Origin of the sequence: Cytophaga hutchinsonii ATCC 33406 (assembly GCF_000014145.1) — a bacterium.
In the GTDB taxonomy this organism is placed as follows: Bacteria; Bacteroidota; Bacteroidia; order Cytophagales; family Cytophagaceae; genus Cytophaga; species Cytophaga hutchinsonii.
This window is the reverse complement of sequence record NC_008255.1, coordinates 4,341,113-4,355,856: the sequence shown is the minus strand read 5'-3', so window position 1 is coordinate 4,355,856 and position 14,744 is coordinate 4,341,113. Positions and strand designations below refer to the sequence as shown.

The following is a 14,744-nucleotide window of genomic DNA, read 5'->3' as shown; positions in this document are numbered from 1 at the left end:
ATTAATGTGTCGAATGAAGTAATTGAATAAATGCCAAGGCGCTTTCTTCGGCGGCTTCCGGACCATTAGCTGTCAGGATTAATCCATCTGTAACAACTTTTTCCTGCGGAAGAGCTATAGCGCCATGCTCTGCTGCCATTTTTGAAAAAATACCGTCTGCATCAAAACCTGTGGCCCTTTTATTTTTTAGCATATCCCATTTCAGTAAATTTCTGGGGGCTGCACAAATAGCGGCAATCGGCTTATTCAAATGCAAAAAAGAATTGAAGACAGATTTGGCAATTTCATCCTGTAAATATTGTGCGGAGCCTGCTCCGCCTACAAAATAAATTCCGTCAAACGTACGGGCATCTATTTCTTCCAGCAACAGATCTGCATGAACCTTATAGCCAAAGCGCCCTGTTGAAGAACCCGTTGTAGAAGCAGTAACAATTTCTATTCCTGCCTGTTCAAAAAAAGCCCTGGGAGTTATGTATTCACAATCCCGGAATTTTTCTGATGCAAGTAACATAACAATACGTTTCTTCATACTAAATACAGGTTAAATGTGTTTGAAAGGCACATTTGCAAATATACCCAGTATTGGTCTAATTTAAATTCAGCTTTTTTAATTAGGTCCGTTCCTTTCAGGCTCTTGGTGATATGAATCACTATCCAAATAAAGTAATATAAATCAGCAATATAACTGGTTTTTTCACCGTTTTGAATACATTAAATCTTACATAAATTAAATTACTAGCAGCTTTTATTGTAAATTTGTATGCTTTCATAGTTTTAACTAGTATTAAATATGTCAACAACTCCTCGTTTAAAGTTTATCGACACTAAAAATTCGCAGTTCTTTGCAACTGTGAAGCGTAACGTTGATTTATATTTCAAAGAAAATAATATTTCAAAAAATGCAAATGCATTGATGATCTTTAAAAGTATCTTTTTCTTTGGTGGTGTTTGGGTTTTTTATGGTTTGATTCTTTCTCAAAACTTTTCCTTGTCAGTCATGCTGATTCTGGCTATGTTAATGGGGGTATTTAAAGCAGCGTCTGCTTTTAATATTTCACATGATGCCATGCATGGTTCCTATTCTTCAAAAGAATGGGTGAATAATTTACTTGCGTATACATTCAACATTCTGGGTGCAAACATTTCTGTTTGGGTAGTAAGCCACAATATTGTTCATCATACATTCACCAACATTGAAGAGCACGATGAAGATCTGATCATTGCTCCGGGTTTGATCCGACTTACAGATGGTGATAAAAAATCAAAAATTCAGCGTTTCCAGCATTTATATGCCTTCTTCCTGTATGGGTTTGCAAGCCTTTCCTGGGTACTTCGTAAAGACTATATGAAAATGTTCCAGGATAAAATCGGCCAGCATGTAACCAAGCATTATACAAAAAGAGATTATATCGAATTGTTTTTATACAAGGCAATTAACTATACCATCTTTATTGTAATTCCTTTAGTTGTGCTGGATATTACCTGGTGGCAGTTCCTGATCGGCTTTATTGCGATGCACTTTGCAATGGGCTTCACACTTGGCCTTGTGTTTCAATTGGCGCACGTAGTTGAAGAGACATCTTTCCCTGTTACGAATGGTGAAGGAAATATTGAAGAAGCATGGGCCGTACATCAGATGTGTACGACTGCCAACTTCGGGATGGATTCATTCTTAACAAGCTTTATTTGCGGTGGTTTGAATTTTCAGGTTGAACACCATTTGTTCCCAAAAGTTTGTCATATCCATTATCCGGCTATTTCAAAGATTGTTAGAGAAACGGCTGAATCTATGAATGTACCTTATCTATATAACGATACATTCTTTACAGCGCTACAATCACATTATCAAGTACTCAAAAAATTCAGCCTGGAAGCTGCATAAAATATTGTTATTTTATTGAAATAAAGGCCGGACATACAATCCGGCCTTTATTTTTTGTGATAATCAACTTTTTTTATTTTTAAGAGCTATTCTTACGCTAACTTTTTTTAGAAAAATACGTATAAGCCTATTGGATCACGGAACAGCAATAAAGTATAATTACAATATATTTAAAATATATTTAAATATTGACAATTAAATCGAATTTTATTACTCGTCAAATTTACAACAGAAAAAGATTTTGTATATTTAACAATGCAGTTTTTAAATTGAAATAAACACTACTACTATGATTCCAAAAAGTACAGGATACCTTGCAGATTTAAACATCCACTGGAAAAACTATATTCAATATCTGCATAAAATTGAAGTTGCTCCCAAAACAAAACTTCAGTTGCTTCATGATGTTGCAAATAGAATTTTTATTGTTGAAAGTGGCAGCGTTAGAATGGGATTTGAAAAGGATGGTAAAGATATAACGTTACAATTCTTCTTCGAAGATGAATTGGTTGCTTCCGTAGAAAGCCTTTTTAACCAAACGCCAAGTAAATATTTCATCGAAACGATTGAGCACAGTACAATCTACTATCTTACTAAAGAAATGCTGGAAGTAATGGCGCTTAAACTTCCTGAGATGGCGAACATCACACAGGATATTCTGATGTCGCGTTTAATCTATTATTCAAATCACTTGCATTCTTATATTTCTGAAACTCCCGAACAACGCTTTAACAAACTGATCGAAACACGGCCGTATATTTTTATGCGTGTTTCTCAACGTCACATAGCTTCTTACTTAGGAATTACGAATGTATCCTTAAGCAGAATCAAGGCAAGAAAATCTGTCGTTTATGATCAGCAGCCTGCTACTGTAAGTGTTGCCGAAGCTGACAATGAAGAGTATTTAAAAAGCTGAAAAACTGCTATCTCATTCCCATTTGTTTTAAATGCACGATATGAGATACGATTGCGAAACGTACACCCGTATATTCATTATATCTGATGTCATATTCTTCACATACCTGTTTTACAATTTTACTGATTGCCGGATAGTGTATGTGAGAAATATGAGGGAATAAATGATGTTCGATCTGAAAATTTAATCCGCCAGATAACCACGACACCATTTTATTTTTTGTTGCAAAATTGCTTGTTGTTTTCAATTGATGTAACGCCCACTCATCTTCCAGCATACCGGTAGCAGTATCAACCATTGGAAAATGTGCATCTTCAACCGTGTGGGCAAGCTGAAATACAATACTCATAATAAAGCCTGTACATAACGCATAGGTCATAAATCCGATAAACCAGGGAAGGAAACCTACCAGGTAGATTGGGAGTGCTACAAACAGCATAATATGGGCTAATTTAAACCCCCAGAATGTTATGTGATCCAGCACAATCATTTTTTTTATGGAGATTTCTCCTACTTTACCTGTAAAGTATTTTTTATAATCTGTAAAGAAAATCCAGTACATGTATAAAAAGGCATACACTGCCCAAAAGTAGAAATGCTGAAACCGATGGATCTGATATTTTTTCTGATTGTCGCATAGGCGCAAAAACGGTTTTGCATCAATATCATCGTCCACGCCTTCAATGTTTGTGAATGTATGATGTATGACATTGTGTTTGGACTTCCACATAAATACATTTGCTCCAAATACATTAAGCGAAAGACCTGCCAGTTCGTTTATCCAGGCTCTTTTACTGAAGCTTCCATGTGCACCGTCGTGCATGATATTAAAACCGATTGCTGCTGTTGCAATACCAAGCAGCATACATTCAGTAAGGCTTATAAATATATACGATGAAGTAAAAAAAACAACATGTACATACATTCCAATAAAAAAAGAAAGTATGATGGTTGCTTTAAGATATAGACGGATACCGCCTGTCGGTTTTGATTCAACTTCTATAAAATGTGAATTGATTCTTTTTCTCATTTCAGAGAAAAATGGCGTAGATGGGATAAGAAATTTAGGAGGTTTCATATGGGGAGGTTTTCAAACAATCGACTCGTGTTTTGAAAACGAATTGGCGGTTTAGCAAAGATACTGATTCCTTTTGGTTATTAACCAAAGGTTTTTGTTGAGCCGTATCGCAAGAACCATGCTACAATAGCAATATCTTTAAATTGTTTTCAGCGCCAATCAACTATATTCCCTCTGTCTTTGGTTAACAATGCTTTAGGAATAGACTTTTTAATTTCATCTTCTAATAATGCTAATAAACGTATTTTAGAATAGTTGCGCGTATAGGCCAAACTTACTTCACGTAAGGGCACTGTTTCAAACTGCCTGACTTTTGCATTCAATTCTTTCATTGTACCATCTATTGCCAGTTCAGGCAATAACGTAAAGCCGCCTTCTTTCTCGACAAATTTTTTCAATGTTTCCAACGAACCGCTTTCGTATTCAAATGGCAGTTCATTTTGTGCAGAGCGCTGGTATGAACACAGATTCATTACCTGAGAACGGAAACAATGTCCCTTACTTAATAGCCAAAGATCTGGCGTGGCGATATCTGTTGCCTTTAGTGCTTTCTTTTTTGCCAGCGGATGATCTTTATGGATATATAAAACCATTTTCTCATAAAACAAAGGTGTCTCTATAACACCTGCTTCATTAAGTGGTGTAACAAGAATGCCGACATCAAGTGTGTCTTTTTTTAATTGAAAAATAATTTCTTCAGTCATCAGCTCGATGATCTTAACTTTAACCTGCGGATATTTTTGCGTGAAATTACCGATGAAACGCGGCAGCAGGTAGGGTGCCAGCGACGGGATGATACCAATGGTTAATTCGCCGGAAACAGTGTTGCTGTTTTCCTTTATCAGTTCCGGGATTTTTTTACCCGCACTCAATGTAATACGTGCCTGCTCAATAATCTTTACTCCGATTTCAGTTGGAACAATCGGTTGTTTGGTTCGATCAAAAATAATAACGCCAAGATCATCTTCCAGTTTTTTGATCTGCATACTTAATGTAGGCTGTGTAACAAAACATTTTTCTGAAGCCGTAACAAAATGTCTGTATGTATCTACAGCAACAATGTATTCCAATTGAGTGAGTGTGATTGCCAGCATTTTTACAATATAGTTAAAATCTATAATATCATAAAAACAATCGATTTGAATTATAGTTCACATTGGCGCACATTTGTATCATTCAATTACACAAAAACATTCTGAGTTATGCAAAATAGAATCTTAAGCGTGGGAAGCGCATTTCCTGCATTCAAAAAAACAGCTGTAGTATCCATCGAGAAAGGAAAAGAATTTACAGAAATCTCTTCTGAAAATCTTGTGAACGAAGACAATCAATGGACAGTAATGTTCTGGTGGCCAAAGGATTTTACATTTGTTTGTCCGACAGAGATTGCTGAATTCAACAATGCGTTCGGTGATTTCAGAGACAGAGATACCACATTGATCGGTGCATCCACCGATTCAGAATTTGTACACGCAGCCTGGAGAAGAGATCATGAAGATTTACGTGGATTAAAATTCCCTATGCTGGCTGATACTTCTAAATCACTTGCTGAAGAGTTAGGTATTTTAGAAGCCGCAGAAAAAGTGGCCTTGCGTGCTACATTTATTATAGACCCACAGGGAATAATCCGTTGGGTAAGCGTAAATGACTTAAATGTGGGCAGAAATGTGAAAGAAGTTATCCGTGTATTGGATGCCTTACAAACAGATGAATTGTGCCCATGTAACTGGGAAAAAGGACAGGAAACAATTCATGCTTAATTATTCATCTCTTATGTGCTCAGGTAATGCTGAGCACATAAATTAACCCTCATTTATATGGTACAGATATCAGAAACATCTTCCGAATTAATACAGCTGCTGCGCATCGAAAACAGTGCGCCTGAAGTATTGCAGATACTTGATCATGCAGATTCACGCTACATAAGAGACCTTAAAGTAAATGTCAGCAATGCACTTGTAACAGCTCACATTTCCGAAAAGGAAAGTGCTCTGTTAGCATTATCCATTGCGGCAAATCAAAAAAACAATATTCTTATTTCCGGTTTTCAAAAATTGTCGGCTGAAAAAGGTGCGACTATCGAAGAGCAGAACGAAGCGATTTCATGCGCCAGTTTATTGGCAGGTAATAATGTCTTTTACCGTTTCAGACATTTCCAGCAAAAAGAATCCTATAATACCATGCAGGCGAAGATCAAAATGAATATCATGATGAAGCCAGTTCTGGGCAAAGAGTTTTTCGAGTTGATCAGTCTGGCGGTAAGTGCGGTGAATGGTTGTGAAATGTGTGTAAATGCACACGAACATTCTGTTAGAGAAATGGGTGCGACGGAAGAGCGTGTATGGGATGCGATCCGTTTAGCTGCCGTAATAACCAGTCTGGATAAAGTAATGAGTTAAGGTTTTAAGTAATAAGTTTTAAGTTTTAAGAAACGGATGCTTTCTTAAACTTATTACTTTGAACATATTACTCTTTTGATTATTAAAATAATTTAAGTATCATTAAGTATTAAAATAATCATATATGAAAAAAATTGTACTTAGTATACTTATCACACTTGGCGTAGCAGCAGCAGCCGTTGCCCAAAATCTTCCTGTAGATGCAGGTACAGGTAAAATAACCTATTTGGAAGTGGTTGATGCAACGGGTGTTTCTCCGGCCAATCTTACAAAAGTTGTAAAAGAGTGGGCAACGAAACAAGGTTTCACTCTTAAAGAAGAAGCGGCTGACAAATTGGTGTATAATGCATCCACAACTGTTGAGTATCCAAACATCAATGGAAGTATGACAGAAAAGAGTGCCGTAACATTTACACTTTCTGTTTTTATTAAAGATGGAAAGTACCGTTACATCGCAACGGATTTTGTCCATGTTGGTGATGTAAAAGTAAAAGCGTCAGGCGGGAAATTAGAAAATGTTACGCCTGAATGCGGCGCCACAAAAATGACGAGTAAATCCTGGGTAACGATTAAAAATAAAACGAATTCGAACCTGATTGTTTTAACAGACGACTTAAAACGTGTTGTTAAAGAGTTTCAAAATGATCCGGCCAATAAATCAGATTGGTAAAATATCTCCATACCCTATTAATAAAGAAGCCTCGCTGGATATAGCGGGGCTTCTTTATTACTTATGCGTTCGTATTTATGGATGGTGTTTGCTTCATAATGACTGGACGCTGCACGTTTTTTTCTGATGCCGTTTTCTTTGGTGTTTTTAGTTTTTCTTTGGCCGGTTTCTTATTGAATTTATTGATCCAGATCATAGTGCCCGTTACAGGAAGGCTGGTAGCAATAAGGCATATAATGAAATAAATAATTTTTGTAGATGTACCGAATATTTCACCGACATGTATGGGGTAAATCAATGCGGCAATCTGAGCCCCTAATTTTTTATCGGAGAAACGATCCGTTTTTAACACTGCTCCGGAATACTGATCCATCAGTATCCTGTCTGAACCTGCAGAGGTAAAAAATCCGTTTGTCGTTTTACTTAAATTTAAAGAAGCTGTTGAATCTCTTGGAAGATTAATTCTGAGATTACCCGCATATGAGAACGTGCTGTTTGCTTTGTTTATGGCGCTATCCAGATCAAATTTTGCACCTGCAACAAACGTTGATAAAACCGGTTCTTCTTTAGGAAAAACTTTTGATCCTAATACTGTACCAACCCCTTCTCTGAACCACTCGAAGGAAAAACACAAACCTGTTATAGCCATAATGGTTACAAGCAACAACGTGTAAAATCCAAGTGTGTTGTGCAGGTCATAGTTAATGCGCTTCCATCCGCCGGATAATTTTAATTTGAAACCTTGTTTCCAGGCATTCCATTTAGACCAGCTCTTAATTTTTCCCGGCAGCCATAATATAAGACCTGTTATTTCAAGCACAATAAAAATCAAGGTAGAGATACCTGTTATGGGACGGCCGGTTTCAGTATCCAGCAACAACCAACGATGCAAACCCATAATGGTCTGAAAAAATTTGGATGAAGGTGTTTTTGCATCTCCGGTAACTGCTCCTGTATAGGGATTTACGAGATAGTTTTTAATTTTTGAACGATCAAACTTTTTTGGTTTTGCTTCTTTTGAATCTTTTTCTTTAACGTTTTTAGATCCCTCTTTTCTTTTGTCGCCTTGCGGTCTTTTAGCAGCATCTTTGCCTTTATCGTCTTTTACTTTTTCACCTTTGCCTGCCATATCTTTAGGCATCAGTGTAAACATCCAGGCTTTATCTTGTTCTTCGGGAATTGAAATGCCGGTAACTTTTAACCCTCTGTGCTGCTTTTCCAGTGATGTAATCAGATTTTTTAATGGTAAAGGTTTTGCATCTGCGTCAACAGATATGACAAACTTATCACGATCTACCCATTCTGTAATTTCTCTGCTGAATGTATACATAGTACCCGTTAAACAAATTACAAAAAGAATAATGCCGCTGGGTATACCTAACCACAAATGGGCATCATTTATGAATTTTCTGAATGTATAGGAATTCTTTTTGTTTGCCATATGCTTATTTAAATGATCAGTCAGGTGAACGAAATTTATCCGAACACCTGACTGAAAGATTTATTAACTACTTTTTATTATTTATTCGGGAAGTAATTCTCCCAACGCAGTAAGCGAGCCTGCTTCTACTTCTAATCCTTTTTTAGCAGTGAATGTATTTACATCAATCTGGTAAACAAATAAGCCGCTTCCATCTGTAATACCAACGGATGCTGTCTTGCCATTTGGCGCAACATATGGAAGTCTTGCAATTGCTTTGATATTTGCAGGCGCTGGTAAACCTGTTACCCAATTAAATGTTTGATTGATCACATCTACAATCGCATAGGTTTTAGTTCCTGCTGTTGTATTTGGATTTGAATACATTACCAGTAAGAATTTTCCGTTACCTAAATAATCTTCTCTATACAAATGGTGTCCGCCGGATGCAGATTGAATGTTGAAGAAATAACTCTGATCAAATTCTGATTGCCCGCTTTTAATTCTGATTGCAGCAGAAGGTTTTGTAGAAGGCGTTACACCTGCACCTGTTACTTGCGCGTTAGAGAATGCGTAAACATCTCCGTTTTCAATTTGTCTTAAGCCGTTTTGTGCAAAGTAATAGCCGATAAAACCTGTACGGTTATCTTTGATCGTTTTTTCATAAACCAAGCCTGGGTATGAAAATACCGCAACCCATGTACTGTCTGTATATTTGGTATGGAATGTACTATCTGTTTTCCCTTTAATACACATGTAAGGCGCGTAAACTTTATCACCAACCTGGAATGCGCCGGTGAAGTATGCACGCTCGCCGTTACCAGCAAGAGTTGCGGTATTGATCGTTGCTGTACCTACGATAGAAGGGTTATCTGCATTTATTCTATAGAAATTAGCTATAGATGCAGAAGCTTCACCGCTTCTTGGAACTTTGATTAATAACAAATCATCTTTTACTTTACCGAATACGTGTACAGATTCTGTCTGCAGATTTGAAAATAATTTCAATTCCTTGTTTTCATTCAGCTTGTATACGGTTACGGCACCCGGGTTACCCTGTCCATAAAGTAAACTAAATACTTTATTTTTATGGAACGCATAATACCGGTAACCATTTTGTTCGATACCATTTCCTGTAGTTGAAATTTTTCCACTTTCAAATGTTTCTGTAGCTAACAGGTAATCAGCCCCCTCTGCATATGTACCGCCTGGCGTTGCAGCAAGTATCATTGTACCTTTTGTTTCAACACCCTCATTTTTATCTTTTTTCTTACAAGCCGTTGCAGCCGAAAGTCCCATGACTATAAAAAGAAATACGTTTATTTTTTTCATGATTATATATTTTGATTTATTATTGAATTACTTACTGATAAAATACCTGACTTTGATATAAAATGCTCTTCCGGGTTTAGGTAAACGGAAGTTGTCATATAAATTGGCATCCCCTATGTTGCGGCACTCTAGTGCGATGTTATACCGCCCGTCGCGCATGGTGTATACCATGTTAATGTCATGGGATAGCTGCATTGGGATATCAAACTTATTGTCTTTGCTCCCCTGACTGGGCCATTTCAAATAATAGAAATGTACGTATGTGAGATTGTATCCGATGCTCAACGAATTTTTTTGTCCGCCAACTTTTTTAAAAACTACACTGGCATCTGCATTCCCATATAAAAAAGGCATGTTTGGAATTCGATCGAGATAAACAATACTTTCCTTATTTGATGAAGTGCCATTTTCTTCATATTGAACATGATTGATTAAATTCTGATAGCTTAAGTTTGCGCCTATATTATATTTGCGTTTATACGAATACCGTACCTCTCCATTTATACCCGTATTCTTAACACTTCCTTGGTTTTTCATAACCTGATAGGTTTGATTTATATTCAATTCAGGACGGATAAAATCTTTTAGATTACGGTAAATAAAGTAGCCTTCCATCAATAGGAAATGGTTTTTCTGAATCACTTTATTATAGCTTAAACCAACATTGATGTTATTGCTTATTTCCGGCTTTAGATTCGCATTACCTTCCAGCTGAATCAGGTCACCGAATAATTCTTCGTTATCGGGCAAGCGAAGACCTTTTTCGTAAGAAAGTTTTGCCTGCAATGTTTTATATATAAAATACGTTGTGGCAAAACCATAACCGGTGGCTTTGAAAACATTTTTATATCGCACATATTCTGTTGTTCCCCAGCCACCGGAAGCCTCTTGTGCTCTTGAAATAGTTGTTACCTGAATATATTCTTTTAGAAATACCGATGTGCTCCAGCGGGTATTGTAATCGTATTTGTAACCTAAGGCAATAATACTTTTCTGTGTAATTTTAGGCTGCTTATTTGCTTCATTATTTTCATCCAGGGCATTAGAGCCTTTGCGGTTAAAGGAACTGAAAACATTATTCAGCATGATTGAATGTTTTACATTCAATTGATAAATTATATTGGTTGTAACAATACTTGTATTGTTGCTGTATTTATAAAGTGTACGGCCTCTCTCACCACCGGGAGCTCCTGCTGCACTATTAGCTGTAAATTCCTGCTTCCAGTTATAGCGCCGATTTACGGTATCAATATTCTGTTCCTTTCCGAAATTATAATTACCGGTTACATTCAGATCCAATCCTTTGATGAATAAATTTTTCTTTTGATATTTTATGCTCGGCATAATTATATTTCCTCGTCTCCATAAATCACCATATACAGCATCTGCCTGAGCACCTGTCTGAATGTCTGCCTTATTCTGGCCAAGGGTAATGCCGAATAATAGACGATCTGCAAATTTTTTACCTACTACACCAATATTGAAAATTCCTGTTTCATTGTGGTAGTTGTCATTAAATCTTCTCACCCGCACATCGGAATAATTACCTCCCGGTATAGAGGCATTCCGTACATTTACCCAGTAATTATTATCGGAGTAATTCTGAAATGCATTGAATTGAACGGTGAAGCCGGACTTCGCAATGTAACCGGCATTGAGGCTGGTACGGTGTGTATTGAATGAACCGTAGGAATACGAAACATCTGCATAGGTGCGCTGTTTGGTGCTTGTCACTACATTGATGGCCCCGCCCATGGCATCGGCCCCCAGCCAGATCGGCACTACTCCTTTATACACTTCAATACGCTCTGCTAAATTGATCGGGATATTATTTAACTGAAAGGATGATCCGAAATTATCCATGGGTACACCATCAATAAAAAATTTAACCTGCTTGCCGGTAAACCCATTCAGTGAAAAATTAAATGTTGAACCAACTCCGCCGCTTTCCCGGATACGCACACCGGATGTGTGATTCAATACCTGATTCAGATCGGAAGATGTATTGGCATATTTTGTTGCATCAATAACATCTACTGTATAAGCAGAACGTTTAATTTCTTCTGCTTCGGTTTTTCCTTCAATATGAATTTCTTCCTGTGCAGAATCAGCTTTCATCTCTATATTTATTGTCAGATGCTGATGTTCATCCAGATGAACCGAACGCTTTTGTGTCTGATATCCGATCGTTGATGTTACTAAAACATAACTGCCTGTAGGAATATGATGTATAGAATAATGCCCCGTTTCTGAAGTGGCAGATCCGAATGACGTACCTTCCAGCATTACAATAACTCCAGGCATTTCAACACCCGATGAATCTTTTACATGTCCGGAAATGGTAGCTTTACCGGTTGTTGTCTGGGCAATTGTTCCTATATGCAACAGAAACAAAACGGCCAGCACATATGTCTTGACAAATTGCATTTTTTTAATATTCTAATTTTTATCAGGCAGTTAATGTAAGGGGATGCTGCCTGCTCCATTCAAATTATTTAGATAGAGTCTAAATAGTGAGGTGCAAAAGTAGCGTAGCGATAAGTGTAAGCAGCTACGCAAAAAAGAGTTTAAACTACGCTAAAGGGATAAATAAGCGGTAATGTAAAATCCGCTTGAAATAATTCTGAACTGAATCTGTAGAAATTGTTACCAAAAATGCTAAAATCTACGTGATAGGGAGTAAAACATACGAAACAGGGAGCAAATGATGCAAATTGTACTATTTAATCCCATTTGGCCCATTTTATTTAACACATATGTAATATTTTTAATGACTCTGTATTTTTTAACGCAATCAAATTTGCGTCACAACTGTTGTTAACCATATAAAGCATATCCGTATGCTTACAGATTTAAGAAATGCTGCACATTGTAAAAACCATAGATTCTGAAGAATTAAACGTGGAAACATTCTTTCCGGAAAAGTTCTTTGATCCGGAAGCTTCCATCACGGAACACAGGAATGTTACGGGACATACAACGAGCTATGGAATTCACCACCTTTTATACTTTCAGAATATTTGTATTGGCCGTAGTATGGTACGTTCAAAAGAACGGTTACTGCTGAATGTAGAATATGATTTCTCTTCTGTTGTGCTGGAATTTGCTGTATCTGTAGTAAATCTTGCAGCAACCGATGGTTCTAAAAAAGAATGGATAAATTATTCTTCCAACCAGCACAACATTCTTTTTGTTGCCAATTCTAATTTTCAACACATTCACCAACCCAGCGACAACATTGAGCTGATCCGCATACATGTTGATCCGGATTTCTTTAAGCGTTTTCTTCCGGAAAAAAAAGTATTTGATCCTTTCCGGAAACAACTGGACATGGGCATGCTGGCGCGTTTGAATGAATTCAATTTGCCGATTACGCCGGAGATGACAGCTGTTTTGCAGGATATCATGGCCACGCAGCGAAAAGGATTTTATAAACGCATCATGATTGAAGCAAAAGTGATAGAATTGCTGATGCTTCAGTTTGAACAGTATGAAAATTTTATTCTAAAGCCTTTTTGCCAAAGCATTAAAAAACGTGATATAGACAAAATGCATGAGGTGAAAACAATTATTGAAAGCAACCTCCAAACACCCTGCTCTCTTATTGACCTGGCACACCTGGTAGGCACCAATGAATACAATCTAAAAAAATCATTTAAAGAGGTTTTCGGCACAACGGTATTCGGATATCTTTCTCAGATACGTATGGATGAAGCGCGCCAGCTATTGATACGCGGTGAAATGAATATCAATCAGATTTCAGATTACATTGGCTATAAAAACGCAAATCATTTCAGTACGGCGTTTAAAAAGCATTTTGGATATAATCCTTCTGAATTAAAACAATAATCTTTGCGGCCTTACTTCACCGGGACAACAACAAATACAAAGGATAATACTGAAATAATAAATCCAAACATAAAGAAGCTGTATGCAATGCGCAGCATTTTATATTTTCTTCCTAAAACTACACCAAGGTGATAAATATCACGCGTCATACTTCCATATAAAAATTCCGGATCTTTCATTACTTGCTGAATACCCCACTCGTAATCTTCAATTTTCATTTTATAAAAATTTCCGAAGAACAATAAATTCGCGCGTTTCTTTTCAATGTCTTCTTTACTGAAAATGCCGCTGGTAACGTTTGGCCGCGTAACAAAAATTGAAAAAATAATTGTTACAAGAGATGTAAATAATAACAGCATGGTTGGAATTAAAAAGCGCGGATCTGTATCCAGTTTGCGAAACAATACCGTTAATAATACCGATATAATAATGGAGTTAACGGTAATCATAATGTTCGCTTTGTTGTCAGCCATTTCACTTAATCGTAAGTGGTTGGTTGATGTTGTACGAAACATGGTTTCTACACCTCTGTTTACCTTTTCCTTTTCTTTACTTTGATCGTCTTTATTTTTTTCTTTCTTTGGAATCTCCATATCTTTTTCTACTTGCTTTTCAACGATCACCTGAATATTTTTTTCAAGGCCAGGCTGTAATAGTTGTTTACAGTAGGCTGTTTTGTACACTTGCTTTTTTAAAAAGATCAATGAAAATGTCCGCCATTCTGAACCTGTAAGTTCTTTTCCTAAAAATGCTTCTACCTCTTTGCGAACCTTTTTGTTGTTGTTTTTAAAATGCTCTGTGCCTAAATCATAGAGGTCTGCATCGCAAATAATTTCTTCTAATAAATTTGAAGGATTTTGCGGCATTTTTGTAGCGAGTATGCACCCTTCAACTTTATCTATCAACCGCTGCGGCACATCATTTTTCAGCATCAGCTCTTTCGCTGCTTTCACAGAAGCTTCTTCATGATTATCTCTTCCGGAAATAATATACCCTATATCATGCAACCAGGCAGCAACAAGCACTGCTGTGTGGTCTTCTTCGTTCAGTTTATAATGCGTAGCAATTTCTTCAGCAGCCTTTACAGTATGCTCCGTATGTTCTAAATTATGATAATAAAGATCTTTCTCTGCTTCTGCGTACAGCTTACGAACATATTTTTCCGCGTGCTTTATGATTGATTCATCCTGCATAAAAT

13 protein-coding genes are annotated in these 14,744 nt (G+C 36.9%); 6 read left to right on the top strand and 7 right to left on the bottom strand.

The annotated features are described in order from the left end of the window. Window position 1 precedes the first annotated feature (1 nt). Window positions 2-529 carry a DJ-1/PfpI family protein gene (locus CHU_RS18300; RefSeq protein WP_011587103.1) on the bottom strand — a complete coding sequence of 176 codons (528 nt, stop codon included), beginning with the start codon at window positions 527-529 and terminating at the stop codon, window positions 2-4. Window positions 530-790: 261 nt separating this feature from the next. On the opposite strand from CHU_RS18300, the gene CHU_RS18295 reads away from it, so the two are divergent. Continuing rightward, window positions 791-1,882 carry a fatty acid desaturase family protein gene (locus CHU_RS18295; RefSeq protein WP_011587102.1) on the top strand — a complete coding sequence of 364 codons (1,092 nt, stop codon included), beginning with the start codon at window positions 791-793 and terminating at the stop codon, window positions 1,880-1,882. Between the two features lie 289 nt (window positions 1,883-2,171). Next, a complete protein-coding gene (locus CHU_RS18290; protein WP_011587101.1) occupies window positions 2,172-2,798 on the top strand; it encodes a Crp/Fnr family transcriptional regulator in 627 nt (208 codons plus the stop codon). A gap of 7 nt (window positions 2,799-2,805) precedes the next feature. On the opposite strand, the gene CHU_RS18285 is transcribed toward CHU_RS18290, so the two are convergent. Then, a complete protein-coding gene (locus tag CHU_RS18285) occupies window positions 2,806-3,876 on the bottom strand; it encodes a fatty acid desaturase family protein (protein WP_011587100.1) in 1,071 nt (356 codons plus the stop codon). 149 nt (window positions 3,877-4,025) lie between these two features. After that, window positions 4,026-4,970, bottom strand: coding sequence for a hydrogen peroxide-inducible genes activator (locus tag CHU_RS18280; protein ID WP_011587099.1), 945 nt, complete (start codon window positions 4,968-4,970; stop codon window positions 4,026-4,028). A gap of 108 nt (window positions 4,971-5,078) precedes the next feature. Between CHU_RS18280 and CHU_RS18275 the strand changes: the two genes are divergently transcribed. The 3 genes from CHU_RS18275 to CHU_RS18265 all read left to right on the top strand — a co-directional run bounded on the left by CHU_RS18275 (window position 5,079) and on the right by CHU_RS18265 (window position 6,945). Next, a complete protein-coding gene (locus CHU_RS18275; protein WP_011587098.1) occupies window positions 5,079-5,636 on the top strand; it encodes a peroxiredoxin in 558 nt (185 codons plus the stop codon). Between the two features lie 57 nt (window positions 5,637-5,693). After that, the gene (locus CHU_RS18270) at window positions 5,694-6,275 is read left to right on the top strand and encodes a carboxymuconolactone decarboxylase family protein (protein WP_041932496.1); all 582 of its coding nucleotides are present in this window, start codon (window positions 5,694-5,696) and stop codon (window positions 6,273-6,275) included. 124 nt (window positions 6,276-6,399) lie between these two features. After that, window positions 6,400-6,945, top strand: a complete 546-nt coding sequence (locus tag CHU_RS18265; protein ID WP_011587096.1) for a hypothetical protein — start codon at window positions 6,400-6,402, stop codon at window positions 6,943-6,945. A gap of 61 nt (window positions 6,946-7,006) precedes the next feature. On the opposite strand, the gene CHU_RS18260 is transcribed toward CHU_RS18265, so the two are convergent. The 3 genes from CHU_RS18260 to CHU_RS18250 all read right to left on the bottom strand — a co-directional run bounded on the left by CHU_RS18260 (window position 7,007) and on the right by CHU_RS18250 (window position 12,124). After that, window positions 7,007-8,386, bottom strand: coding sequence for a PepSY-associated TM helix domain-containing protein (locus CHU_RS18260; RefSeq protein ID WP_011587095.1), 1,380 nt, complete (start codon window positions 8,384-8,386; stop codon window positions 7,007-7,009). Between the two features lie 81 nt (window positions 8,387-8,467). Further along, window positions 8,468-9,697: a DUF4374 domain-containing protein gene (locus CHU_RS18255; protein ID WP_011587094.1), complete on the bottom strand. Its 1,230-nt coding sequence runs from the start codon at window positions 9,695-9,697 to the stop codon at window positions 8,468-8,470. Between the two features lie 27 nt (window positions 9,698-9,724). After that, window positions 9,725-12,124 carry a TonB-dependent receptor gene (locus CHU_RS18250; RefSeq protein WP_011587093.1) on the bottom strand — a complete coding sequence of 800 codons (2,400 nt, stop codon included), beginning with the start codon at window positions 12,122-12,124 and terminating at the stop codon, window positions 9,725-9,727. Window positions 12,125-12,556: 432 nt separating this feature from the next. Between CHU_RS18250 and CHU_RS18245 the strand changes: the two genes are divergently transcribed. Then, a complete protein-coding gene (locus CHU_RS18245; protein WP_011587092.1) occupies window positions 12,557-13,546 on the top strand; it encodes a helix-turn-helix transcriptional regulator in 990 nt (329 codons plus the stop codon). 11 nt (window positions 13,547-13,557) lie between these two features. Here CHU_RS18245 and CHU_RS18240 read toward each other — a convergent pair whose 3' ends face one another. After that, window positions 13,558-14,739, bottom strand: a complete 1,182-nt coding sequence (locus CHU_RS18240) for a Pycsar system effector family protein (RefSeq protein WP_011587091.1) — start codon at window positions 14,737-14,739, stop codon at window positions 13,558-13,560. Window positions 14,740-14,744: the final 5 nt, after the last annotated feature.